The organism is Pseudoalteromonas sp. Isolate6 (genome assembly GCF_022398435.1).
Taxonomy (GTDB): Bacteria; Pseudomonadota; Gammaproteobacteria; order Enterobacterales; family Alteromonadaceae; genus Pseudoalteromonas; species Pseudoalteromonas galatheae.
On sequence record NZ_JAKEVK010000014.1, the window covers coordinates 1 to 25552 of the forward strand.

General features: G+C 42.7%; 24 protein-coding genes. 9 read left to right on the forward strand and 15 right to left on the reverse strand.

All coding sequences use genetic code 11. The annotated features are described in order from the left end of the window. Positions 1-279: 279 nt before the first annotated feature. The 3 genes from purB (at position 280) to L1D50_RS03350 (ending at position 3517) form a co-directional block, all read left to right on the forward strand. Positions 280-1650, forward strand: coding sequence for an adenylosuccinate lyase (gene purB / locus L1D50_RS03340; protein ID WP_239965519.1), 1371 nt, complete (start codon positions 280-282; stop codon positions 1648-1650). An 87-nt stretch (positions 1651-1737) separates the two neighbouring features. After that, entirely contained in the window at positions 1738-2925 is a 1188-nt protein-coding gene (locus tag L1D50_RS03345; protein ID WP_128726014.1) for a cupin domain-containing protein, read from the forward strand. A 133-nt stretch (positions 2926-3058) separates the two neighbouring features. Continuing rightward, on the forward strand, positions 3059-3517 hold the full coding sequence (locus L1D50_RS03350; protein ID WP_128726013.1) for a GNAT family N-acetyltransferase: 459 nt from the start codon (positions 3059-3061) through the stop codon (positions 3515-3517). Here L1D50_RS03350 and L1D50_RS03355 read toward each other — a convergent pair. Then, complete coding sequence (locus tag L1D50_RS03355; RefSeq protein ID WP_128726012.1) at positions 3501-3950, reverse strand: DUF4826 family protein; 450 nt, start codon at positions 3948-3950, stop codon at positions 3501-3503. The genes L1D50_RS03350 and L1D50_RS03355 overlap by 17 nt on opposite strands. A gap of 289 nt (positions 3951-4239) precedes the next feature. Here L1D50_RS03355 and L1D50_RS03360 point away from each other — a divergent pair, with 289 nt between their 5' ends. From L1D50_RS03360 to L1D50_RS03380, 5 genes are all read left to right on the forward strand, one after another. Next, the gene (locus tag L1D50_RS03360; RefSeq protein ID WP_128726011.1) at positions 4240-4998 is read left to right on the forward strand and encodes a MipA/OmpV family protein; all 759 of its coding nucleotides are present in this window, start codon (positions 4240-4242) and stop codon (positions 4996-4998) included. Next, entirely contained in the window at positions 4988-6061 is a 1074-nt protein-coding gene (locus L1D50_RS03365; protein WP_161568674.1) for an efflux RND transporter periplasmic adaptor subunit, read from the forward strand. Before L1D50_RS03360 ends, L1D50_RS03365 begins: the two co-directional genes overlap by 11 nt. Positions 6062-6165: 104 nt before the next feature. Beyond that, positions 6166-9231: an efflux RND transporter permease subunit gene (locus L1D50_RS03370; RefSeq protein WP_128726009.1), complete on the forward strand. Its 3066-nt coding sequence runs from the start codon at positions 6166-6168 to the stop codon at positions 9229-9231. Continuing rightward, on the forward strand, positions 9228-9893 hold the full coding sequence (locus L1D50_RS03375; RefSeq protein ID WP_045988096.1) for a response regulator transcription factor: 666 nt from the start codon (positions 9228-9230) through the stop codon (positions 9891-9893). The genes L1D50_RS03370 and L1D50_RS03375 overlap by 4 nt, the downstream gene beginning before the upstream one ends. After that, entirely contained in the window at positions 9890-11242 is a 1353-nt protein-coding gene (locus tag L1D50_RS03380; protein ID WP_239965520.1) for an ATP-binding protein, read from the forward strand. The genes L1D50_RS03375 and L1D50_RS03380 overlap by 4 nt, the downstream gene beginning before the upstream one ends. Before the next feature lie 61 nt (positions 11243-11303). On the opposite strand, the gene L1D50_RS03385 is transcribed toward L1D50_RS03380, so the two are convergent. The 14 genes from L1D50_RS03385 to L1D50_RS03450 all read right to left on the reverse strand — a co-directional run bounded on the left by L1D50_RS03385 (position 11304) and on the right by L1D50_RS03450 (position 24824). Continuing rightward, positions 11304-11819: a hypothetical protein gene (locus L1D50_RS03385; protein WP_239965521.1), complete on the reverse strand. Its 516-nt coding sequence runs from the start codon at positions 11817-11819 to the stop codon at positions 11304-11306. A gap of 50 nt (positions 11820-11869) precedes the next feature. Beyond that, positions 11870-13120 carry a biotin/lipoyl-containing protein gene (locus L1D50_RS03390; protein ID WP_138523074.1) on the reverse strand — a complete coding sequence of 417 codons (1251 nt, stop codon included), beginning with the start codon at positions 13118-13120 and terminating at the stop codon, positions 11870-11872. 122 nt (positions 13121-13242) lie between these two features. Then, positions 13243-14190, reverse strand: a complete 948-nt coding sequence (locus L1D50_RS03395; protein WP_128726005.1) for an ATP-binding protein — start codon at positions 14188-14190, stop codon at positions 13243-13245. Between the two features lie 3 nt (positions 14191-14193). Continuing rightward, complete coding sequence (locus L1D50_RS03400; protein WP_128726004.1) at positions 14194-14733, reverse strand: heme NO-binding domain-containing protein; 540 nt, start codon at positions 14731-14733, stop codon at positions 14194-14196. Positions 14734-14858: 125 nt separating this feature from the next. Further along, complete coding sequence (locus L1D50_RS03405) at positions 14859-16265, reverse strand: hypothetical protein (RefSeq protein WP_128726003.1); 1407 nt, start codon at positions 16263-16265, stop codon at positions 14859-14861. A 100-nt stretch (positions 16266-16365) separates the two neighbouring features. Continuing rightward, on the reverse strand, positions 16366-16662 hold the full coding sequence (locus tag L1D50_RS03410) for a DUF1330 domain-containing protein (protein WP_128726002.1): 297 nt from the start codon (positions 16660-16662) through the stop codon (positions 16366-16368). Positions 16663-16691: 29 nt separating this feature from the next. Then, positions 16692-17081: a VOC family protein gene (locus L1D50_RS03415; RefSeq protein ID WP_039497668.1), complete on the reverse strand. Its 390-nt coding sequence runs from the start codon at positions 17079-17081 to the stop codon at positions 16692-16694. Positions 17082-17199: 118 nt separating this feature from the next. Next, positions 17200-17961, reverse strand: a complete 762-nt coding sequence (locus tag L1D50_RS03420) for an SDR family oxidoreductase (protein ID WP_010604931.1) — start codon at positions 17959-17961, stop codon at positions 17200-17202. A gap of 6 nt (positions 17962-17967) precedes the next feature. Then, positions 17968-18855: a 3-hydroxyisobutyrate dehydrogenase gene (gene mmsB / locus L1D50_RS03425; protein WP_128726001.1), complete on the reverse strand. Its 888-nt coding sequence runs from the start codon at positions 18853-18855 to the stop codon at positions 17968-17970. Positions 18856-18867: 12 nt separating this feature from the next. Beyond that, positions 18868-20007, reverse strand: a complete 1140-nt coding sequence (locus L1D50_RS03430) for an enoyl-CoA hydratase/isomerase family protein (RefSeq protein WP_128726000.1) — start codon at positions 20005-20007, stop codon at positions 18868-18870. Continuing rightward, positions 20007-20783 (reverse strand): enoyl-CoA hydratase, encoded by a 777-nt coding sequence (locus tag L1D50_RS03435; protein WP_239965522.1) that lies wholly within the window; start codon positions 20781-20783, stop codon positions 20007-20009. The genes L1D50_RS03430 and L1D50_RS03435 overlap by 1 nt, the downstream gene beginning before the upstream one ends. Positions 20784-20793: 10 nt before the next feature. Further along, positions 20794-21951 carry an acyl-CoA dehydrogenase family protein gene (locus L1D50_RS03440; RefSeq protein ID WP_128725998.1) on the reverse strand — a complete coding sequence of 386 codons (1158 nt, stop codon included), beginning with the start codon at positions 21949-21951 and terminating at the stop codon, positions 20794-20796. A gap of 107 nt (positions 21952-22058) precedes the next feature. Beyond that, positions 22059-23549, reverse strand: a complete 1491-nt coding sequence (locus L1D50_RS03445; protein WP_128725997.1) for a CoA-acylating methylmalonate-semialdehyde dehydrogenase — start codon at positions 23547-23549, stop codon at positions 22059-22061. A gap of 96 nt (positions 23550-23645) precedes the next feature. Further along, complete coding sequence (locus tag L1D50_RS03450) at positions 23646-24824, reverse strand: acetyl-CoA C-acyltransferase (RefSeq protein ID WP_239422368.1); 1179 nt, start codon at positions 24822-24824, stop codon at positions 23646-23648. Positions 24825-25139: 315 nt separating this feature from the next. Here L1D50_RS03450 and L1D50_RS03455 point away from each other — a divergent pair, with 315 nt between their 5' ends. Beyond that, complete coding sequence (locus L1D50_RS03455) at positions 25140-25532, forward strand: MerR family DNA-binding transcriptional regulator (RefSeq protein ID WP_010378624.1); 393 nt, start codon at positions 25140-25142, stop codon at positions 25530-25532. Positions 25533-25552 lie beyond the last annotated feature (20 nt).

The window sequence follows — 25552 nt, forward strand, 5'->3', positions numbered from 1 at the left end:
ATGTAATACCAATTTGTCTTAATACTTGCTCAATTTGAAGGAGCAAATCTGACGCTAACAGCGTTAAAAACTTTTTATTTAGAACACTAAATAAAAAATTTTCGCCTTGCCTACATGGATGCAGGTACTTTGGCGTGAGCAGGATGCGGAAGCGGTGTTATCAACTAGATTTTATCGCCTAAAAGTAGACCACTTAATTAATCAAGTTGGTATAAAATTCGTAGTGGTTCTAATGCCACTATCTAAGTATCGTTCAAAAACAAATAGTTAGGAGTTATTATGGAGCTTTCAGCGTTAACCGCTATCTCTCCAGTGGATGGTCGCTATGGTAGCAAGACCAAAGAACTGAGAAGCATCTTCAGTGAATTTGGCTTGATCAAATACCGCGTCATCGTAGAAGTTCGTTGGCTACAAGCGCTAGCGAGCAGCGACGCCATTACAGAAGTACCTGCTTTCAGCGATGAAGCCAACGCACTTCTTGACAGCATTGTTGAAAACTTCAGCGAAGCAGACGCAGCACGCGTAAAAGAGATTGAGCGCACCACTAACCACGACGTTAAAGCTGTAGAATACCTTCTTAAAGAAAAAGTAGCTGACAATGCCGAGCTAAACGCAGTCAATGAATTTATTCATTTTGCATGTACCTCTGAGGACATCAATAACCTTTCTCATGGCCTAATGCTCACCGAAGCGCGTGACACGGTATTACTGCCATACTGTGACGAGCTACTGAGCGCAATCAAAGACAAAGCGATTGAGTATAAGTCAATTCCAATGATGACTCGTACACACGGCCAACCTGCTTCACCATCAACCATGGGTAAAGAGTTTGCAAACGTGTATGTTCGCCTGCAACGTCAACGTCAGCAAATCGCTAACGTACAAATGCTGGGTAAAATCAATGGTGCCGTTGGCAACTATAATGCTCACCTAAGCGCTTATCCAGATTACGATTGGCATGCACACAGTGAACGTTTTGTATCAAGCCTAGGTTTGACTTGGAACCCATTCACAACGCAAATCGAACCGCATGACTATATCGCTGAGCTATTTGATGCGATTGCACGCTTCAATACTATCTTAATTGATTTTGACCGTGACGTTTGGGGTTATATCGCGCTAAACCACTTCAAGCAAAAAACCATTGCTGGTGAGATTGGTTCTTCAACAATGCCTCACAAAGTTAACCCTATCGACTTTGAAAACTCTGAAGGTAACCTTGGCATTGCTAACGCTATCTTTGCCCATCTTGCACAAAAGCTACCTGTTTCACGCTGGCAACGTGACCTAACTGACTCAACCGTTTTACGTAATTTAGGTGTTGGTATGGGTTATGCGCTTATCGCGTATCAAGCTACGCTTAAAGGTGTCAGCAAGTTAGAAGTTAATGCTGAGCGTTTACTTGCTGAGCTAGATGATAACTGGGAACTACTAGCAGAGCCAATCCAAACGGTAATGCGTAAGTACGGTATCGAAAAGCCATATGAAAAGCTAAAAGATCTTACTCGTGGTAAACGCGTAAACAAAGAAATCATGGCTGAGTTCATCGATAACTTAGACTTGCCAAATGAAGTAAAAGCACAAATGAAAGAAATGACGCCAGCAAACTATATCGGTCGTGCTGAAGCGTTCATTGACGAACTAAACTAAGTATAAAGCGACACCAGCTTTTTACTACTTGGTATAGAATAAGCGAAAGAGTGCACTCTTTCGCTTTTTTATTACTGGAATTTCCCTATGTATCAACTGCAAATTAATGACCTTACCTTCGAACAATTTCTTGCCCAGTATTGGCAAAAAAAGCCATTACTCATCAAACAAGGATTCCGAGACTTTGAAGACCCAATTGAGCCAGAAGAACTTGCCGGCCTTGCAACTGAAGAATGCATAGAATCTCGAATTGTTACTAATCATAATGATAACTGGGAAGCCCATCACGGCCCTTTTGAACAATTTGATTTACTCACCGATAGTAACAGCACGCTATTGGTTCAAGCCGTTGATCACTGGCACCCACAAGCCGCGGAGTTAATAGAAGCATTTAGATTCATACCAAATTGGCGCATAGACGATTTGATGATTAGCTTTTCGACTCCTGGTGGCGGTGTCGGTCCACACCTAGATCAATATGATGTCTTTATAATTCAAGGGCAAGGTAAACGTCACTGGAGAGTTGGTGAACGCGATAATGGCCTAAAGCAATTTGCACGCAATAAGAGTTTACTACAAGTAGAGCAATTCGAAGCAGTTATTGATGCGGTTCTTGAACCCGGTGATATCTTATATATTCCACCAGCTTGTCCTCACGAAGGTTACGCGGTTGAAGATGCTTTAAACTATTCGGTTGGTTTTAGAGCGCCTGATCAAAAAGATTTGCTTTCTAGCTTTGCTGACCACATCATTGATGTGGAAGCTGGAAAACGCCGTTTTAGCGACCCAGAATTACAACTCAGAGCGTCTATAGGCGAAGTGACCTGCGACGACCAACAGCAAATTAAGTCTCTTCTCAGCGCTTTAATTGAAGATAAGGCGCTATATAGCCAATGGCTTGGAAAAACACTCAGCGAACCAAAACATGAAATGGATCTAGCGCCATTAGACCCCGCTATTGACTCCCAAGCGCTTTTTGAAATTGCCAGAGAAAACCCATTGATTTATCGCGCAGGTGGGGTACGTGCCATTTACCAAATCGTTGACGATCATATTTTGTTCAGTGTTAATGGTGAAAACTATGAATTAGACCATCATTGTTTAGATGCCGTAAAGCAGCTAACCGATCAAGTTGTGTTTGAGTTTAATGCAATAATTCCTGCATTAAATAGTTTGGAATTTAAACAAACGTTAACTAAACTGATAAATGATGGGACCTACTTCATTGAAGACAGCGATCCAGCCGATGCTGACTTCGATGAGGGCTGGGAGTAGAGCCTGTTAGAACAAGATAGTCGCGTTCACAAAAATAACAATATGCCGCGAAAGCTTTGTGATTCATGGCTTTCGCAAGCTCTAGCTTGTCGCTAAACAGGGAATGCAGGTGTAATCTGTAGATGGGGGCAGTATGAGTTACAAGATCAGAAGAGTGAATTGGCAAACCAAAAAATTGGAGCTTAAGGCAATACGCGAGCGCGTATTTGTGTATGAACTTCATATTCCCAAAGAAGTTGAGTTTGATCAGCAAGATATTACTGCCGAGCACTTAATCATTATTGATGATTTGGATGGACCCGTGGGCACAGGGAGGCTTTGTGAAGACGGACTATTAAGTCGCATTGCTATATTCAAATCTCACCGTAATCGTGCTGCCTATGCTTCATTGATCGGGGGACTTGTCGATATCGCAAAAGACAAAGGCTTTGAGACCGTCTTTATTCAATGTATTTTGGATGAGGTGCCTGAATTTTTACAGTCAGGGTTTTCTGCACATGGGCATGTATTCATGGAAGCAGGCATTCCGAGACAGCGCTTGAAATGCCCTATTCAATCACTTAAAACCGACCCATTTACGATGCTTCATTAGCCCAAAGCTCATCTTTAGAGAAAAGCTCGTATAATCCGTGAGCTCGATTTACTAAGAGATTAGCAAACTGGGCTTGTGTCTTGTCTACTGGTTTTGCAGAAATGATCTCTTCCGCTTTCATTTGCCAGTGGAACGAAAAGTAACGCAAAGCTTCACGCGGTGTCGCTGCGGCAGATGCCTCAATATGGTCCGTCGGTAAGTTACCTGTGATAACCCAATACTTCTTGCCGTTTTGACCTTTAATTTTCCAAAGTGCAACCATTGGCTCAATATAGCGACACTCTTTTTCAAGAATACTTTGCGGTAGCACCCCTTTATCCGCGAGATGTTTTTGTGCAGCTTGCACGCAGCTACGTTGCCATTGTATTGACCTTTGGTGTTGCTGTTCTGGTGTTAACGCCTCTTGCTGCGGTCGGTTTTGTTCTTCACTCATTGTTCACCCTTTTCTTCTTTTTAGATTACCGAAAAGCATTTTACTCTATCGTTATTTACGCGGTGCGTTACATAGCAAATTATTCAGCAAATCGGTTTTGATTCCTATACACCAAGCACTCAAACGCTTGCGAAGTTACCTGATACTAAGCTTTTGCAGTCATCACGGCAATAAGAACTAAGGAACTTTGCGTTTATATGATTAATTACTGAGCTGTAAGTTTCGAGAAAGTTTCTTTTTATATTCTAGCCACATCAACATGATTACTTAAACTCAAGGAATACTGACTATGGCTAGATTACTATTAACGATCACTACTTCTCTTTCATTCTTTTGTTGTTCGTCAGCGTTTGCTGAACAGCAACCCCAATCAGAAGCGCTAAAATGGGGGATCGGCGGCGCTATTATTACTCAGGACCAAGGTTATATAGATATTGGAAATGAAACAGAGTTTGTACCGGCCATCGCCATACAATATGGCGACTTCAACCTACTAGGGCCAAGAGCAACCTATAAACTATATCAAGCCGAACAATTTGAAATCAGTGTGGGTGCTCAATTACGGTTAGATGGATTCGAGGCAGCTGATAGCAAGTTCTATACTGGCATGGAAGACAGAGATATGAGTTTCGATGCTGGATTTGAAGCAGAATATGATACTAGCTTTGGTGAATTTGGATTCGATTTCATGCATGACGTGAGTAGTACACACAAAGGCTATGAAGCCAGCGTAAGCTATGGTGTACCATTTAGATTTGCTGACGGCAGAGTATACCCGTATATCGCTGCGAACTTTCAAAGTGAAGACCTTGTTGATTATTACTATGGTGTCAGAGTAAACGAAGCATTAAGTTCTCGACCCTATTACCTTGGTGAATCCAGCACTGCACTCGAAGTCGGTATTCAAAGCGATTGGTATTTTGGTAAACATCATATGCTTAAAGCTGATGTTAGTTACACCAGTTACGGTGATGAAATAAAAGATTCTCCCCTTATTGATGCTTCTGGTAACGTACAAGTTTTGCTTGGGTATGTGTATGTTTTTTAGACTAGCAATAATAACGATCACCTTAACGCTTCAGGGCTGCAGTGATCCTTCAAACCTAGAGACTACTGCAGAAAAACGCTCAACGACGCTTATTTCAGTACCTGTAGAGTTAGCTACAACTATTCCGACGAAGCATTTTTATAGTCGTATCACAGGTAGTGATGTTGTCTATGTTGCTTCACTGTCACAAGGGAGAATTGAGTCTTTATATGCCTATTCGGGTCAATTAGTTAAAAAAGGAGACGTGCTAGCGTCCCTCTATTCTCCAAGACTTAGCGCTCAGCTGCGTGAAAAACAAGCGTTACTAGCCAGTTCTAAACGTACTGAGCAAAAGACGCAGATTGATTTCGACCGAGCTAAAAAGCTCTTTACGGAGAAGCTTATAGCAAATTCTGCGCTTGAGTCCGCAAGGCTTGCGTTTAATATTGCAACCCAGCAAGTCCAAGCAGCACAAGCTCAGGTTGAAGAGGCAAAAAATGCACTGAATGAGAACAAAATATTCGCTCGAAAGGAAGGTATCGTCACCAATATTTACGCTCGTTCAGGTGATGTCGTCTCTGCAGGACAGCCAATTTTCCAACTCCAGACATTATCTACGCTAAAGGCTGAATTTCAGCTCCCTGAACAAGAATTTATTGCTTTACAACTTAACCAAACCGTTCGCATAGCCATTCCTTCGCCAAGCAAAAGCCTAAGCGGTAAAATTATAGAGAAAGGTTTACCCTCTAATGCCGTTGGTAAGCTTTTTAAACTTATCGTCGATTTGGAAGTGAGTGACTCTGAACTAGTTGGCCTGCATAGTCGTCTTGAGCTCCCTATCACCAATACACCACTCTATAAAGTGCCAAGCAACGCAATCCACTATGATGCCTTGGGGCAAGCCTATGTGCTGGTTACTGAACCCAAGGTCCAAAGACGCGATGTGACTATTTTTGACAATGATGATAACCAAGTCATAGTCACAGCACCAAAACTGATGGGTAAAAACGTGCTCATCACATCGGAGGCCAAGTTAAATTTTAACTTGGCGCTATTGGAAGGTGAGTCTCATGAACAAAAGTAGAAGCTTATTAGTCCTATTCTCGCACTTTGTATTTAACCGACTTCAGCAGCGCTTATTTACAAGCATTACTGGCAGACCTATCAATAGGTTACAGGAGGAAGTTTATGGATAAGCTTCTCCCATCTAATTATTTCACTCCACGTCTAGTACTCGGGCTAACTCTGCTGCTTGTATTCACAGGTATTGTAGGCTGGTTTAAAGCAAAAAGTCAGGAGGACCCCAGCTTTCTCTATCGAAATGGCTTTATTCAAATTGTAAATCCAAGTGCTAGTGTCACTCAACTCAATGATGTCGTTGTTAAGCCACTTGAGCGACGTTTAGCAAAAATTGATGAGATTAATACCATACACGCACGGATAAAAACAGGAAGTGCCGTTATCGATATCGAGCTTAAAGAGCAAGTGTATAATACCGCTTTAGTTTGGCAACGCATCAAAGATGAAGTAGCACCACTGGGTGCAAGCTTAGCTGATAGCCAATTCTATGTAGTAGATCGAGCACAAGATACTCAAGGGATAGTCTTAACCGTGCGCACGGGAAAAGGATTAACAGCAGATAGGAAGCTCGCCCTCGAAGTACGTGATGAGCTTGAGTATCTCGACGTTGTGAGAAGTGCCTCGCTAGTAGGCGACCCCGGGCTTGAATTGGCTATTTTCTATTCTCAAGAGCGAATGCTCGCTTTTGGCCTCTCGCCAGCAGAGATTGCAAAACAGCTACGGGATGCCAATCAGCAAGATAGCCTTGGCGTATTGTCGCAAAATCTAAGTGCGCTATCGCTATTGCCTGTCAATCACCTGCGTAACGACGCTCAATTAAAAGACGTACAAATAACAACGCCTGACGGGTCAAAAATCCCACTCAGCACTATCGCTGATATTGGCTACCGGACTGCCCCAACTTCAAGCGAGCAATTTTGGCAAAATGGTCAACGAGTCATCGGTATTGCATTATCTCTACCGCCCAACAAACATAATATCGCTAACGCAGGGGATACTATCAAACAAGCTATTGCCGACATTAATGCACGATTTACAGATGCTCCCATTAAAATTGAGATTTTCCAGCCCGACTGGTCTCAAAAACGCCGTGAAGGATTAGTAAACTCTCTAATTCAAAGCTGTATCGCTATTTGCGTTGTTTTATTACTATTCCTTTCGGTACAAAGTGCGATTGTTATCAGTTTAACCGTACCCGCTATCGTGTTTTCTTCACTTGCGTTATTTATTACTTTCGATGGCGTTATTCACCAAATGACCATTGCCGGCTTGGTACTCTCATTAGGCTTGATGGTTGATAATTGCATTATCGTAGCTGAACGCTTGAGCTATTTACGCAGCAAAGGGTTTACGATGAGATCTTCCTTGGCGCACTCTGTGAACGAATTGAAAAAACCGCTTGCCGCGGCAACAATGACTACTATCGCAGCCTTCGTTCCCATGCTGTTGGCAAAAGGCAGTGTCGCTGATTTCATTGCTACTATTCCAGTGCTCGTTATCATCTGCATCTTATTGAGTTATGTTGCAGCACTACTACTGCTTCCTGTACTGTTTGTTTATTTCCCTATTTCCATCCCTTGGCTAGAAATGTGGCAGGAAACCGTTACTCAGAAGCTTTCAACATTTGGCTATCAGCTAGCTCATAAAACATTACAACATCCCGTATACACGATTGTGGCCGCTACTGCCATGCTATGCACTTTACTTTCGCTACCCAATGCCAACGGCAAGTTCTTCCCAAATGCTAACCGCAATCAGATTTATATTGACGTCCAATTGCCGTTAGCTAGCCACATAGAAGCTACAACCAAGACAGCAAATCAAATCGCCGAGTATGCCCTTCAGTATCCTGAAGTCAGCGAAGCGATGGTATTTAGCGGCTTTTCAGGTCCAAGGTTCTACTATAACCTTGCGCAAAAACCAAATGAATCCCATATTGCTCGAGTTGTATTAACGCTGCAGGATGATGTTAACCCGCCTGAATTTTCGCGCTTCATCGATAGTAATTTAAACAAGCAATTTCCTGAAATCTTAATCAACGCCCGTGAGCTCGGGCAAGGACCTCCTATTGAAAGCCCGATTGAGTTGAGGTTGAGTGGCAATGACCGCAATGCTCTATTCGCAAGCGCTGAAGCTATGCTTATGCACCTCAGACAGCACCCTAAAATCACCTCCCCATATCGTAATTATAGTTTGGGCGCTCCTACCATTAACTTAGAAGCTCAGCAACTTACCTTATCAGCCTTGGGTTTAGCACGCAGCGATATTGCCGAATATATCGCATGGCGTAGCTCTGGATTAAAAGTAACAACTCTTGATTATAATTTCGAACCGATAGATTTGATGATTGTTGACACTACTTCTAATCAAAGTAGTACTGATATTTTAAATACTCAAATCATGCTACCCAACCAACTAAGCATCCCCCTATTTGCAGTGTTGAATGCCGAGGTTATTGGCACACCACCATTTATTGAAAGGCGCGATGGCAAGTTTGTAATGTCTATAAAAGCGGATGTCGCTATGGGAAGTGACGAAGAAGAAATCCTCGAAGCGTTACAACCGACCTTGCTAAAAATCGCGCAGCAACATCATGTAACGTTAATGTTTGGTGGGGAATTGGAAGAATCAGAACAGGCTAATGGCGCTTTACTACAAACACTTCCTTTTGGAGTCGCATTGTTATTTGGGGCATTAATGTTGCAATTTAATTCATATCGTTTAGCAATATTGGTGATGTTTACTATTCCCCTCGGTGTTGTAGGAGCGCCGGCTATGTTATCTATCGTCGGAGTACCCTTTGGCTTTATGTCAATATTAGGTGTACTAGCACTTATGGGTATTGTGGTGAACAGCGCAATTTTGCTGATTGAGCATACACTAGAGTATTTAAATCAAGGCACAGAGCTATCGCAGGCAATTTGTTTATCGGTACAAACGCGTCTTCGTCCTGTTATAGTAACTACATTAACAACCATAGTTGGCATGTTGCCGCTAACTTCCAGTGCAAGCCCTTTGTGGCCACCATTCGCCTTTGCAGTAATTGGAGGTTTGCTGACTTCAACTTTGCTTATGATGCTGATATTGCCGCTTATACTGAAGTTTTTACTATCAAGTAAACGTTTTCAAAAACCACTACTAGAAACAGAAAATAAGGAAATATTGATTCAATGAGAGTGCTAATCACTGAAGACAATCAGCAGCTTGCGACATTTATACAGCAAGCAATTACTCAAGATGGTCACGCCGCTGATATTGCTGCAACTGCTGCACAAAATGAACAGTTAATGCAAAGCTGGCAGTATGATGCCCTTATACTAGATTTAGGCTTGCCAGATAAAGATGGTTTAGAGGTTATTCGCTCAATTCGAAAACAACAAAATGCATTACCAATTTTGATCCTCACCGCGCGTGGCAGTGTCGATGATCGCATCAAAGGGCTTGATTTGGGTGCAGATGACTACCTGAATAAACCCTTCGCGATTGACGAGCTTAAGGCAAGACTTCGAGCATTGCTGCGTCGCCCGAGTACCTACACCGGAAACCTATTATCACATAACAATCTTGCTGTTGATACAAAGGCACGTCGTGTCACCGTTGGCTGTGAAAATTTAGCGATGGGGAAAACGGAAGTTGCCATTTTAGAATATATGATCCGAAATGCAGGTTTAACCGTGGGCAAAGATGCACTTTACGATGCTATCTATGCCATGGGTTTCGAAGTAACGGATAATGCAATCCAAGTTGCAGTGCACAGGATCCGCAAAAAACTAGAATCGTCCAATGCACAAACAACTATCAATACACTGCGCGGTATAGGATATATTTTGACATGAAGCAACTTTCTCTCGCGAAAAAGATATTTCTGCATTTTTTTATAATTGGATCTGCTGTATTCAGCTTAATTGGGTTTGCCTTGTACCTTTTTTCAACCAACTTTGCCAATATGGCTGTTGAAGAAAGTATGGTTGGTATGAGTGAAGATATTCAAGAGCAACTCTACTTTGATAAGAACAATAAATTAATATATCAATCTGATGTTGTAGCTGAGAAATGGGGTTACGATGCTTTATACAACAACCTAGTATTTAGAGTCACACACGCCCAAACTGGTGCCGTCTTGCTGCAGTCCACAGCCAATGAGAGTAGCTCTGCAGCTTTGCAAGCATTGATTGCTACTGAAGACATCCCTGTCGGATATTCGCATCTTAGTGGCATAGACCGTTACCGTCTTCACGCTAACATCGATAATACTTCTGTCAATATCGATTTGGGCAGAAATGATCTGATTGGTGAGCTTGCCAACGAAGCGGTTATGCCCGCTCTGAGTCAAGTCTCTATTTTTATCATTAGCGCAGCATTTTTAGTATTTATGGTTGTTGGATATCTGTCTATTCGCTCTATTGTCCGACCCGTGAAAAGCGTTGCAGAACAACTCCAACGGATTAGACCTGAACAGCTTAATTTTAGGCTAAGTGAGCAAGGTCTCCCTGTTGAAATCGTTCCCATTGTGCATTCGTTGAATCAAGCGATGGCAAGAGTCGAAACAGGTTTTGATGAACAAAAGCGATTTGTTGCTAACGCAGCCCATGAGTTAAAAACCCCGCTTGCAATTCTCAATACCCGTGTTGAACTCGCCCAGTTAGATAAACACACCCACTCTGGTATTTTGGCGGATGTAAGTTATATGACACGTGTTGTACAGCAATTGTTAGACCTGTCTCGTGCACAGAGCCTTAACGCTTACGAAAAGCATTCGCTCAGTATTGTACCGTTAGCGAAAGAAGCCTGTATGATGCTGGCGCCATTATCTGTCACCATGGATAAACAGCTAGAACTGGAAATTGATGATACTGGAGAAGTAATTACAGGCGATCAGTCCTCCATTCATATCATGATAAAGAATCTCATCGAAAATGCCCTACGCCACAGTACTGAGCAAGCTCAGATTAAAGTAAAGGCCTCTGGAAAATATATCGAAGTTATGGATAGCGGCCCTGGGATCGATATCCAAAATTATGAAAAAATCTTCGAGCGTTTTTGGCGTAAAGAGCAGTCGTCAATGACTGGCAGTGGCCTCGGTCTCGCTATTGTAAAAGAGGTAGTCGATTTACATCACGCCACATTAGATGTTACATGTCAAAATTATATGGGTGGTGCGACATTTTCTGTCACATTTAAATGACCAGCTCCAAATAGCGTCGTATTTATTGTCAAGATTTTAATCGGTAGATTGAAACCGCAAATCAATAACCAAAGAAAACCAAAGCTTTGTGGTTTTGAACTGCTGTATCGAAAATGAAGTTTACCGTTTCTATATAGGAAGTTTCTTTAGTGTATGGTTCGTCACTGCCAAGAAAGACCTGTCGACCCTGCTCTAACTCTTCAAGAGGGACGCTGTAGAATTCAGGCCAGTCATCGTTTTTGGGAATAGGAATAAATGCTTTATGATTAGATGGCGTCACATCTTCCATTATATCTAGAAAATCATCATGGCGAACCATCTCACCAAATTCTTGGCACAGCATTTCGTATAAATAGCCATAAATAAAGTTATCTTCGTCGTCCTCATCTGTACTCGTTCCATTTATAATATTCGCCATGCAAGCGGTATATCCCTTAACATCCAGCTCTTCTTCTTGCCCTGCAATTTCATCTCGATATTTGGATAAAAACCTATCCAAAAATTGCTGATCTTTATTTCCCCACACTGCTTTTAATTCTTCTGCGTCAACTTGATACGCCACGACGTTATAACTCATTAAAAAACTCCTTTTTAGTCGAACGACTTCTTGATACTACGTCAGCAATACTAAACCAGTAAAAAGTAACCAACTAACATAATAGATATTATGCCGGCAGCCACCGCAAACACCCCTCCAAAACTAGGGCTTACAGCTTCACTTTCGTTGTACTTCTCTGCTATAGGCTCAGTAATAGCAGACTCTGATTGATAAACCGAGCTAACACCATTATGTCGATTTGATAAATCGACATAACTATTGTCAGTATGAGCTCCAAGAGAGGGAGATTCATTTTTAAGGTCCGTATCAATAACCGCGCTATCGGTTGCTTCGACTTCCGCTACGTCTTCCAACGTAAATACTTTGCCAGAGCTAGCATCTTCTTCTTGACTGTCTTTGCTACAATCTTCTTTTACATGGTCAATCACTGCAGGCTCTGATCGTAAAACCGTTGAAGCTGGACTAACACGGTCATTTGTTAAATCAACATAGCTATCGCCAGTTTGAGTACTAAGAGGGGGAGATTCATTTTTAAGGTCCGTATCAATAACCGTGCTATCGGTTGCTTCGACTTCCGCTACGTCTTCCTGAGCTTCTAAATTATCGCATGTAGCCTGATGAGAGGATGCATTGAGTTCAACCAGTGTAGAGGGTTCATTGTCCAAAACTGGGTCTAACAGCACTTGAGCCATCAAAGCATCAATATTATCCTCTGGTAGCTCAGGCTCGAGCTCAGACGCGACATACTCGGGGTGATACAAAGTGACAATTGTTTCGTCAGGTGTAACTGTTTGTTCAAGCTTTTTGACAAAGTCGCATACTACACCATCGTGGGGAGCACTTACTTCAAGAACAGCCTTATCGGTATAAACATCACAAAGTTTATCGCCACAAACAACCTCATCTCCTTCTTTGACATAGATTTCAATAATTGTCGCACTATCTACAAAGTCAGGTAATGCATCAATCTGCACATCAATATTGCCTTTACCTTTGAACTCATGCTCGGCGGTGATGTCTTCATTACTGAGTAACTGATGAGTACTCTTCAGTTTAGGTGCAACCAAGTGGTTTAATTTTGCATCTGGAGTGATTGACATGATAAGTGCATCAGCTTCCAAAATATCTCCCTCATTCACCACAATTTTGCTTACATGACTTGCATCGGGAGCGCGCAGCTCCAACAGGACCTTGGCAGTTTCGATATCACATAAGATCTGATCCTTCGCAACTTGATTTCCTTCGGATACGTAGAGTTTTGTAATTTTTGCAGTGTCTATTAACTCAGGCAACACGGGTACTTTCAGTTCAATCGCCATAATTTCCCTATTACGTTTTAGTATAAAAGATGAGTTTCGAACACTCAGATGAAAAGGTTTGAGAACGCGTCGAATCTATTAAATCACCGTATTATAAAATGGGAACATATTCAAGATCCTCACTACTCTAGAGGAAAAGATATAGTGAACTGGCTACCTACGCCTTCTTGGCTATGGACCTCGATTTTTCCTTTATGCTCTTTCACAATTGCTTGAGTAACGGCAAGCCCCATGCCCGTCCCCTCGCCTACAGGTTTAGTCGTAAAGAACGGATCGAAAAGCCTAGGGAGCACATCTGCGTCAATACCAACTCCATTGTCGCTAATGCTTAAGATAATATCTTGATCTTTACCTAGTGCTAGCAACACTTCGATTGATTTGTGCGACTTGTGGCTCATGTCCACTGCATACTTCGCATTCACTAACAGGTTGATGATAGCTTGCTTTAACGCCCCCTCTTTGCAAGAGATATTTGGGACATCTTCAATCGCTACGGTTAGCTCGTATCCCTTAAGTTGGCCATGAAGTAAACGAAGCGTGTCTTCAATTATCTTTTTTAACGAAGCACTACTAAAGCTGTCATTATTTGAGCGGGAGAAATTCATTAAATCGTTTACTATGGCTTTAATTCGTTCACAGCCATGCAATGTATCATGAATGAGCTCAGGTAGATCATCTGCAATTTCGTCAAGGCGTTGTTTCAAATATATATCGACGAGGCGAGTTTCTAATTCACCACCTCTCAAATCATTCTGTTCAAGTAATTTAACAGTCTCAAGCAACTGTAATATCGGCGAGATATAAAAATTAAGTGACTCTAGGTTACCCGCCACATATGCCAATGGGTTATTTAATTCGTGTGCTACACCTGCTGACAATGTCCCTAATGTAGCCATTCGCTCATTGTTTATTAATACCGCTTGTTGATTCTTAAGCTGTTCTAGTTGACGTTCAAGCGTTTGGTTAGCCAAATATAAGGCACGTGTTTTCTCTTCCAGTAAGGACTCAACTTCATCACGTGCACGGCGCTCTCTTAAGTACGCCTTTTTATAATCGGTATCTTCAGACATCAACTAATCCAAATGAAGAATAAGTATGCAGTGGCTTGAACCCTTGTGCATACACTGCGGATGTTCAATTTTCAACTTTCGGCTATAAAACTGAGCAGCGCCATGAAGTAGGCCTTCCGCACAGAAACATAACTTACGACTTGAGCAATATTCTAGCACTATGGTTTTATCGTCTTTTACCATTGCGGAAATAGAAGGTAAGTTAGGTTCGTTATAAAGCTTTTTTACCTCCATATGTATCACACTATCGATAGATAAAACTAGTTCTTCAAATGATGTAAATTTTGATGAGATACCTTTATGTTTTTCCGCCAAAAATCCAAAAAGTGACTGTCCAAAAATGGCCAATACATCTGTTAATGGTTTTTCCAACTTATCAGCAACACCTTGTGCTAACGCAAACAACTCTGCATCAGGATAGGATGTAGGAGAAACATAAACCCTCCCCTCAGGGGCATGTGCTTCGAGTAACTCATCCCAAGCTTGCATGCCGATCGCTTCTACGACTAATTCTTCTAAGCCTCTAAATATCACACCACGCATTAAACGCTCCTAATTTTAGCCTGCGACGCTGTGATTTCACTACGAGTTATAGCAAGCTTTTGAAATACTTAACTTGTTCTGATATTAGCTAAGTGTAGAACAATTTTTGCAAAGTGATAGACATTCTATTGAGTGTGTGGAGCTTGAACATCAGACTCTGATTCTTCAACTTCATCTAGCTCGAGCAATTCAAGCATGCTCATATCGAGAAAATTATCTAGCTCCTCATTATGCGCAAATACCTTTTCTTTTATGCCTTGATAGTAGTCATTTACAATTCCAGCTAAATTACGCTCCATCCAGGTCTCGACTGAGTCCGAGCGCTTAAAAGTATCAGGATTTTCTTCAACATCTTCTAAAATGGATAGCCACATAGTTAGCTGGGTTCTAACAGGCGCGTCTTTGGATTGCTCCATGACATCATTCATCCAACCAAGCCCCTGATTTTCATAGGCTTTTATCAGCTGATTGTATAACCTACTTTTTTCGTTATCGTCAGCTGGTGCGCCCTTAAATTTAACGTAGTCTCTATTGTCAGTTCTAAAGTACTCTGTATTCTCATTTTCGTAATTCAGTTTACTCAATCTTGCAAACAGGTTATCCGGCTCACGCGTATCCACTTCGTTTAACATTTCTATAAAAGTAGTTCGGTCATTTGCCTTAACCAAGGTTGCCATATCGAGCATGCCACGACTCGTATCAAAATCAGAATTTGCTAAATGCGCGTTCAGATCTAAAAGATCACCGTCTGAAAATTTGTTATCAATGACAAATTTTGCATAGTCATTTAATAATTGGTTGTTCATGTCACCATACGCATTTACATCTTCAAAAAAGCCTAAACCTCTTACATTTAAATCGAAATCAGCATGGCCGTCTTTATCAAGCAGATAAGCTGGTAAATTTGGTTCCGCGAACACTTTATTGTTAGCTTGCTCCATCAGCTTAGACATGGTCTTCACCGTATCTTGTAATACCTCATCTGACATATTGCTAAGCTTATTTATTAGCTTGGTAGAATAATCATCCTTTTTTGGATCAAGTAAGTTGATAGACAACGACTCGACAATAAAGTCGGTGAGCTGACCAAGCTCCTCATCAGTTAACCTGTTAGCAACGTCAAGAAGTGCTTCTGTTGGTTTAAAGTGGGAAAACTTTATTTTTTGTTCTTCGTCTAAGCGATCGAAAATAGCTAGAAATTCGTCAATTTTCTCTCTTCCTTCAAAATCACCATAGGTATCTTTATAAATATGGCCATTTTCATCCGTTCCCATATGCTCTCGATGAATCCCATAGCGCTTAAGCCCAATCATACTGAGGTCTAGGTTGAGAAAAAATTCTTTACTGTATGTGACTGGTGATTGTGTGTAGGAAAAATCAATAGTTAATTCATTGTCTGAACTAAGTAACTGATTAGGATCATCGTCGCCCCTATTCGCTGCGACCTCTGTTACTTTTTCATGTAGTTTTTCTGACGAAGTTGAATTTATAAAACTACCGTTATTTATTTGATATTGTGACCTTATATTCATAACCTCTATCCTTGTTACAAATTCAATTTACTGCGGAGTTATTAAACGTTATCGACCCACATAAAGTAAACTTTACCCAATTTTGCTCCTTACTTGAGCTTTATCTAGTGTAGCTCGCCAAAATATCAAATCCACTAACGCTATCTTCAAAGTATCGCGCTTTTACCTCTACATATTCAGCATCACTGAAGAAGGACTCCATTGAAGCTTGATCAGGAAAATATATGGTAAAAAGTCTATTAGCTTGACACTGCCCCTCAGTTTGCAGGGTTGCTGCAATATGAAAATCGTTACTAAATCCACCACCATATTGTCTTAAGATTGGCTTCATCGCTTCACGATATTTGGCATACCGCTCGCTGTTATGAATTTCCATCGCCACTAACATTTCATACATAATTTAGCCCTTTTAGAGTAGTTATTATCTCAACATTGCTCATAAAGCTCTAGCGGCAGGCCATCAGGATCACTGAAAAAGGTAAACCGTTTGCCTGTATATTCATCTATTCGAACAGGCTCTACAGCAACTTGATTTTGCACGAGGTGTGCAATACAAGCATCAATATCCGATACGCTAAATGCCAAATGTCTCAGTCCTTGCGCCTCTGGATGTGAGGGTCGTTTTGGAGGATTTGGAAACGAAAACAACTCAATCTGGCTCCCATCAGGCAGCGCAAGATCTAATTTATAGGACGCTCTATCTTTTCGATAGTTTTCACGGAGTACATGCAAACCAAGTACTTCGGTATAAAACACTTTTGATCTTTGGTAGTCAGAACAAATAACAGCGACATGATGTATTCCAGATAACTTCAAGCACTTCTCCTCACTAATTTAAGGTCTTTTAAATAAAAAAGCGGCAATTTGCATTGCCGCTTCACACACTCAAGTAGGAACTTGGACTACATGTTGTAAAACCAAGCCTATTTTTTCATTACAAGCGAATGCCGCCGTCAATCTCAACGACACGTCCCGTAAAGAAATCATTTTCAATGATATATTTTGCTGTATGGGCAATTTCTTGCGCTTCACCCAGACGCCCTACCGGCTTCATTTTCACTAGGCGCTCTTTGGCTTCAGGCTTCATTGCATCGGTCATTTTTGTACGGATAACACCCGGTGCAATTGCGCCCACGCGAATACCAAAACGACCTAATTCTTTAGCCCAGCTGGTAGTCATCGCAACGACACCTGACTTTGCCGCTGAATAATTAGTTTGTCCCATATTACCAGCGCGTGCAACGCTAGACATATTAATGATCACGCCACCATTACCTGCTTCTACCATTTTGACAGCAGCTTCGCGGCCACACAGGAAAACACCTGTGAGGTTGACATCAATAACGGATTGAAATTGCGATAGCGACATTTTGTCGATGACTTGCCCATCTTTTGCTTTGAGTAGCAAACCGTCACGCAAAATACCTGCATTATTTATCAATACCGAAATATCGCCGAAGTCATTTACGATGGCATTAAACACATTTTCGACGTCTGATTCTTGACTAACATTAGCGACATACGTGTTAACTTGTGTGCCGAATTGAGCAAGTTCGTGCTTCGCTTCTGCTAAAACGTCTTCTTGCATATCAATCAGGGCAAGTTTTGCCCCATGCTTTGCCATTTCAGTCGCCATGGCAAGACCTAAGCCTTGCGCACCACCAGTGATCACAACTGTTTTATTGTTAATATCCATAGTGTCCTATTTCTCTGAATAAAGCTTAAAAATCGCACTAAAGTCTTCACTGCCTTTGCCTTGATTTTGCATCAAGTTATACAAATTCTTTGCAAGCGCCCCCATGGGCGTCGCAGAATTTGTTTGCTGCGCAGATTGCATCGCAAGGCCAAGATCTTTAGCCATTAAATCAACCATAAAGCCCGGCTTATAACCGTTCGAAGAAGGCACATTTTCTAGTACATCAGGACATGGGTTGTATAGCTCTAGCGTCCAGTTACGACCAGAGCTGTTTAGCATAATTTCGCTCAATACTTTAGGATCTAAGCCATGATCTACACCCATTTGCAGCGCTTCACTTGTGCCCGCCATAAGTATTGATAACAGCATATTGTTACATATCTTAGCGACTTGCCCTGCACCAATATCTCCAGCATGAAAAATGTTCTTACCCATATTGGTCAGTACCACATGCGCACGTTCAAAGTCTGCTTTATTACCGCCGACAATAAAAGTTAAGGTACCGGCCGCTGCACCTGCAACACCGCCAGACACAGGCGCATCGACAAATGAAATACCCGACTCTGCCAACTTGTTGCCAACAAACTGAGCAGATTCAGCATCGATGGTCGAGCAATCAATTACTTGTGTGTTTTTAGACAAATAATTAATTAACCCATCATCGCCTGTATACACAGCTCGAACATGCTTGCCTGCAGGCAGCATACTGATCACATAATCGGCTTCGCGACATACATCGCTCACAACCGTCGCTTTCGTTGCACCACTCGCTTCAAGCGTCGCAACAACCTCTGGGTTCAAATCGAATACACATACTTGGTGGCCAGCCTTTAACAGGTTAATCGCCATTGGACCACCCATGTTACCTAAGCCGATAAATCCTACTTGTGCCATTTAAGTCACTCCTTATAAGTCACGCAAAGGATGATCGTTTTCATCCCATCGAGGTGTGAAAAAACGTTCTATTGCGTCATTTGGAATCTCAGCAACCGATTTAAACCGCCAATTTGGTTTGCCATCTTTATCGATAAGCAGCGCACGAACACCTTCTTGAAACTCACCAAACTCGCCAGCCGTTACCGACATACCTAACTCCTGCTTAAAGCAGTCTTTGAGTGTTTTACCTTCACTTCTAGTAAGCTGCGCTTTAACCAATGCTGCGCTCAATGGTGAACCATGTTTTAACGCAGCCTGTGCCTTGCTTAGCCATTTGTTGTCAGTGCTATCCAACGCTAAAATAAACTCAACCTGCTCTGATAAAGTATCTTTCTCATCAAGCGCTTCGAATACCTTGATAAGCGGTTTAATTTCGCTTTTTGGCGGCGCATGAGAGGCTTCATCTAGTGACAACAACAACTGCGTGAGCTTTTCATGATTTAATACATTGGTTTTGCCCCAGTTCACTTCAACTAGGTTTTGTAATAGTAAGCTCAGCTTTTCTGAGTCCATAAAGTGGTCGGCGAGCCCAACCAGCTTGGCATCCGCAGCGTTAATGTTTGCAGCGGTGAGCCCCAAGAATAGTCCAACGCCTTTTGGCATCTTATTGAGGAAATAGCTCCCTCCCACATCAGGGTATAAGCCAATGGTGATTTCCGGCATAGCAATGCGCGACGTTTCGGTCATCACTTTATGGCTTGCACCAGCCGTTAAGCCCAGTCCACCACCCATGATGATGCCATTACCCCAAAGTAGGATTGGTTTATCATAGTTATGGATTTGATAATCTAACCGATATTCTTCACTAAAAAAGGTTTCAATTAATGCATTACTCGTATCAGACGACATTTCGCGATATAAACTCACGACATCGCCGCCGGCACAAAACGCCTTCTCTCCAGCACCTTTTAGCATAACCATTGCTATTTGCGGGTCGTTTGCCCAAGCGTCAAGTTGTGGCGCGAGCAAACGGATCATATCGAGGTTTAAGGCATTTAACGCTTTTGGTGCATTTAATGTCGCCAGCGCTATTTTCATCCCGTTATGGCACGTTGCCTGTTCGAATATAACCGGCGCCTCTTCGTGATTTATTAGCTCAAATTCAGTCATTAGCCATTTACCCAATTCGCTTTACGCTTCTCTAGAAACGCGTTTACGCCTTCTTTTTGATCTTGCGTATCGAATAGTGTTACGAAGAGTTCGCGTTCCAGCGGCAATGCGCTATTGATTGTGCCAGTGCGACCTTTTTGAATGAGGGCCTTACAAGCTGTGACCGCAACTGGACTTTGATCTTCCACTTTCTTAGCAAGTTCAAGCGCAGCCTCCAGTGCTTTACCCTGCTCGACCACTTCTTCAACTAAGCCAATTTGCTGTGCTTTATCAGCTTTTAAGCGTTCACCGCATAAAATCATACGTTTTGCCCAGCCTTCGCCCACAAGCCAAGACAAATTTTGTGTGCCGCCAGCACAAGGTAACAATCCGACTTTCGCCTCAGGAAGTGCCATTTGGGCTTGAGCTTCGGCAATACGGATATCGCATGCTAGTGCGACTTCTAAGCCGCCACCCATTGCAAAACCATTGATAGCAGCAATTGATACGCCTCTAAAGTCGCTGAGTGTTTCAAACGCTTCGCCAAATACTCGAGACATATCCGCAGCGACCCCTTTGTCGCCGTCGGCAAATACGTTTAGATCCGCACCGGCTGAAAAGAACTTTTCGCCTTCACCAGTGACCACTAAAGAATAGATTTCTTTATCTGCGTTCAATTCGATTACTAGATTTTTAAGTGCAGTTAGTGTGTCTTTTGTCCACGTATTCGCAGGTGGATTTGACATAGTAACAACGGCAGTATGGCCTTGTTTTTCGAGTTTTAATTGTGCAGTCATGATGCTCTCCTTATAGGACGCTTGCCGCGCCTTCAGCTAAGATCCGACGTGCAATAATTACACGCATGATTTCGTTTGTACCTTCAAGGATCTGATGTACACGTACGTCACGTAGGTGGCGCTCCAGTGGATATTCTTTGATATACCCGTAACCACCATGAATTTGCAGTGCATCATCACACACCTTAGTACCTACATCAGTGGCAAAGCGCTTTGCCATAGCGCAATAAGTGGTCTTTTCTGGGTCGTTACTATCCAGTTTAAATGCCGCAAGTCGAACCATTTGGCGCGCAGCCACAAGTTCTGTATTCATATCTGCAATTTTAAATTGAAGTGCTTGGAACGCCGCTAAAGGTTTGCCAAACTGAGAACGCTCTTGCATATACTGCTTGGCGGTATTGAGCGCCTGCTGAGCTGTACCAATCGAGCAAGTTGCAATATTAATACGACCACCATCAAGGCCTTGCATCGCAAATTTGAAGCCTTCTCCTTCTTGGCCTAGCAGGTTTGCGGCTGGGATACGAACATTTTCAAGCGTGATAAGGCGCGTAGGTTGAGCGTTCCACCCCATTTTTTCTTCTGCTTTGCCATAAATAACGCCGTCAGCATCGGCAGGTACAACAAATGCCGAAATACCTTTTGGACCGTCTTCACCGGTTCTTGCCATTACCACCAATACGTCGGTTTCACCGGCCCCTGAGATAAACATCTTAGAGCCAGACAAAACGTACTCGTCGCCTTCTTTTATTGCTTTTGTTTTCAGCGATGCAGCATCAGAGCCAGAGCCTGGCTCAGTTAGACAGTAAGAAGCCAGTAGCTCACCTGTTACTAACTGATCCATATATTTTGCTTTGGTTTCTTCCGTTGCAAAGCTCGCTATCATCCACGTTGCCATGTTATGAATAGTCAACATGGCGGTTGTTGCTGTACAACCCATAGAAAGTTGCTCAAAAATAATACTTGAGTCAAGGCGAGATAAACCCAGACCACCTGCCTCTTCTGGCGTATATAGACCGCAAAAGCCAAGCTCACCTGCTTTTTGAATTACGTCTTTTGGAAAAATGTGCTCTTGATCCCATTTTGCAGCATGTGGAGCAAGCTCGCTCATTGCAAATTGGTGCGCCATATCGGCAAATGCTTGTTGATCTTCGTTTAGGTTAAAGTCCACGCTAGACCTCTCTTGCTGTTCTGACACCCTGAATGTGTGTCTGTAATTCTTATCGTTTTGGTAAAAAATAGCGTGCTCCCCCTGCAGAGCACACTATGCAATATGAGTTATCTAAGGTTGATACTCATATTTGGACCACTGACAGCCTCATCGTCAAACCAGCGTGAGGTAATTGTTTTGGTTTCTGTATAGAAACGCACGCCTTGCTTACCATAGGTATGTTGGTCGCCGTAGAATGAGTTCTTCCAACCGGTAAATGAGAAGAACGGCAAAGGCACTGGAATAGGAATATTAATCCCTACCTGACCCACTTCGATTTCACGCTGGAACTTGCGTGCTGCGCCACCGCTTGCGGTGAATAATGAGGTGCCGTTACCGTATGGGTTGTTATTAATAAGCGTAATTGCTTCATCTAAACTATCGACAAATACACAACAAAGGACTGGGCCAAAGATTTCTTCTTTGTAGATATCCATGTCAGTTGTGACGTTTGAAAACAGCGTTGGACCTACCCAGTTACCATTTTCATAACCCTCAACGGTAAACTCAGAGCCATCTAGCAAACACGTTGCGCCTTGCTGCTTACCACTGTCAATCAGCGATAGAATACGCGCTTTAGCTTGCGGCGTCGTTTGCGGACCATAAGCAGCTTCTGGGTCATCCCACACGCCAGGACGAACCTTCGCCATAGCGTCTTTTAGTTCATCGACCCACTGTTGTGATTGGCCAACAAACACGGCAACTGAGATCCCCATACAGCGCTGACCACCCGCGCCGACCGAAGAGCCAACCAGGTTATTTATCACTTGTTCTTTTTTCGCATCTGGCATGATAACCATGTGGTTTTTTGCACCAACACACGCTTGAACGCGTTTGAGATTTTGCGTACCTTTGCTGTAAATGTACTGACCAACACCACAAGAACCCACGAAAGAAATCGCGCGAATTTCCGGCGCTTCAAGGATTTGGTCGACCTGATCCTTACTACCGTGTACTACCTGTAGTACGCCTTTTGGCGCACCGGCTTCTTCAAACAGTTCAACCAAGCGCATTGGCGTTAGTGGATCTTGCTCTGATGGCTTAAGTACAAAGGTGTTACCGCATACAATTGCCATTGGGAACATCCACAGTGGGATCATCGCTGGGAAGTTAAATGGCGTAATACCCGCACAAACGCCTAGCGGTTGGGTATATGAATAGGTGTCGATATTTCGGGCAACGTTTTCTACCGTCTCGCCCATCATCATTGAAGGGGCATTACATGCTTGCTCAACCACTTCAATACCACGCCATACATCACCTTTCGCATCTTCAAAAGTTTTACCTAGTTCATGGCAAATGATGGTTGCGATTTCTTCTTGATGCTCTTTAAGAAGCGCTGCATAACGCATCATAATTCGCGCACGCTCAGTTACCGGAACATTACGCCACGTTTTAAATGCTTCTTGAGCTGAATGAATTGCAGCCTGAACTTCTTCGTTAGTAGCACAAGGTACTTTTGCTAATACTTCTTGATTAGCCGGATTAACAACGTCTAACCATTTGTCAGACTGAGACTGTGAAAATTCACCGTTGATGTATAAAGGTACTTGGTGCATGAAGCACTCCTCCCCATAAAACGAGTTTATGCGCTGCGTGAATGATTAGAATTATGGAAAACGCAGCGCCCCTTGAACGAAATAAATTGCAGTAACTTACACTTCTACCGCGAGTGCTACAGCTTCACCACCACCGATACATAGTGACGCAACGCCTTTTGATAAGCCGCGGTTTTTTAGTGCATGTATGAGTGTAACTAGGATGCGAGCACCGCTTGCACCGATTGGGTGACCTAGTGCACAAGCACCACCGTTGACGTTGACTTTGTTGCTATCTAACTGCATTTCGTTGATAGCCAACATAGTCACCATCGCAAACGCTTCGTTGATTTCCCAAAGATCAACATCTGCTGTCGACCAACCTGCTTTTTCAAGCAGCTTATTCATCGCACCGACTGGTGCCACGGTAAATTCAGCAGGCGCTTGTGAGTGAGTTGCATGGGCAACAATCTTACAAAGTGGTGTCAAACCGTGCTTTTTCGCTTCTGATTCACTCATTAAAATCAGCGCTGCTGCACCGTCAGAAATAGACGAGGAGTTGGCGGCTGTGATAGTACCGTCTTTTTTAAATGCTGGACGAAGTGATGGAATTTTGTCTGGACGCGCGTTACCAGGTTGCTCGTCAGTATTAACCTCAACATCCCCCTTACGCGTACTCATTACATGAGGGGCAATTTCATTGCCAAAGCTGCCATTTTCGATTGCGGCGTTTGCTTTACTTAGTGAGCCAAGTGCAAATTCATCCATGTGCTCGCGAGTAATGCCATATTCATCGGCAGTAGCCTGTGCGAAGCAACCCATCGCTTTGTTGTCATAAGCATCTTCTAAACCATCAGCCATCATATGGTCTTTGATTTCGCCATGACCCATGCGCATTCCGCCACGGGCTTTTGGAATAAAGTAAGGTGAGTTAGTCATGCTTTCCATGCCACCAGCGATAGCAGAATGAATGCTACCTGAGCGGATGAGATCATGCGCGAACATCGCTGCTTTTAGACCCGAGCCGCACACCTTGTTAATTGTCGTCGCTCCCGTCGAGCGTGCAAGCCCCGCGTGTAGCATCGCTTGACGCGCTGGCGCTTGACCAAGACCTGCAGGTAAGACACAGCCCATGATAACTTCATCTATACTCGCGTCACTAAGACCTGTTTCATTCATTACTGCTTTAATTGCAGTCGCACCTAAGTCTGTCGCGGTTGCGTCAGATAGGCTTCCCATAAAGCCACCCATTGGTGTACGCTTAGCAGCGACGATGACAACAGCTTCGTTACTCATTGCAAAACTCCTGTTTACAAGCCAATCTTGGGCTTGTTAAAAATTAACTCTGTATTCGAGCATACATAATATTTACGTTTACGCCAACGTAAATCTAAAATCAAGCCAAATGAGATCAGTGAAAGTGTAAAGCTAACTTGCACAAATTTGTTTCCAAGGCTTATTTTCTCTGGCTGTAATGAAGATTTGATGACAATTCGAACGGACAGAATATTCCTTTTATAAGACTAAAGAAGGATCTGCTATTCTTACTTTACCTTTACGTAAACTTCACTTATATTGGTCTAATCAGTGACGTTGTAAGTGTAAATAAAAATGCAAGAAATTAATGAACCTACCTATTCAATCAGCGAGTTAGCTAAAGAATTTGATATTACTACTCGCAGTATTCGTTTTTACGAAGACCAAGGACTCCTTTCTCCTAGGCGCCAAGGACAAACGCGTATTTACTCAAAACGTGACAAAGTTCGATTAAAACTGATCCTTCGCGGAAAACGTCTTGGTTTTACACTTGCTGAAACTGGCCGACTATTTGAGCTTTACGACGCCGACAAATCAAGCGAAAAGCAACTTAAAACCATGTTGCAACTCATTGAAGAGAAAAAAGCCGACTTAAGCCAACAGATGGACGACATTAAAGTTGTCTTAATGGAACTGGTGACGGCAGAGCGCCGTTGTCGCGACACCCTACACGAGCTCGAAAAATAAACTCTCACAACAGGATGAAT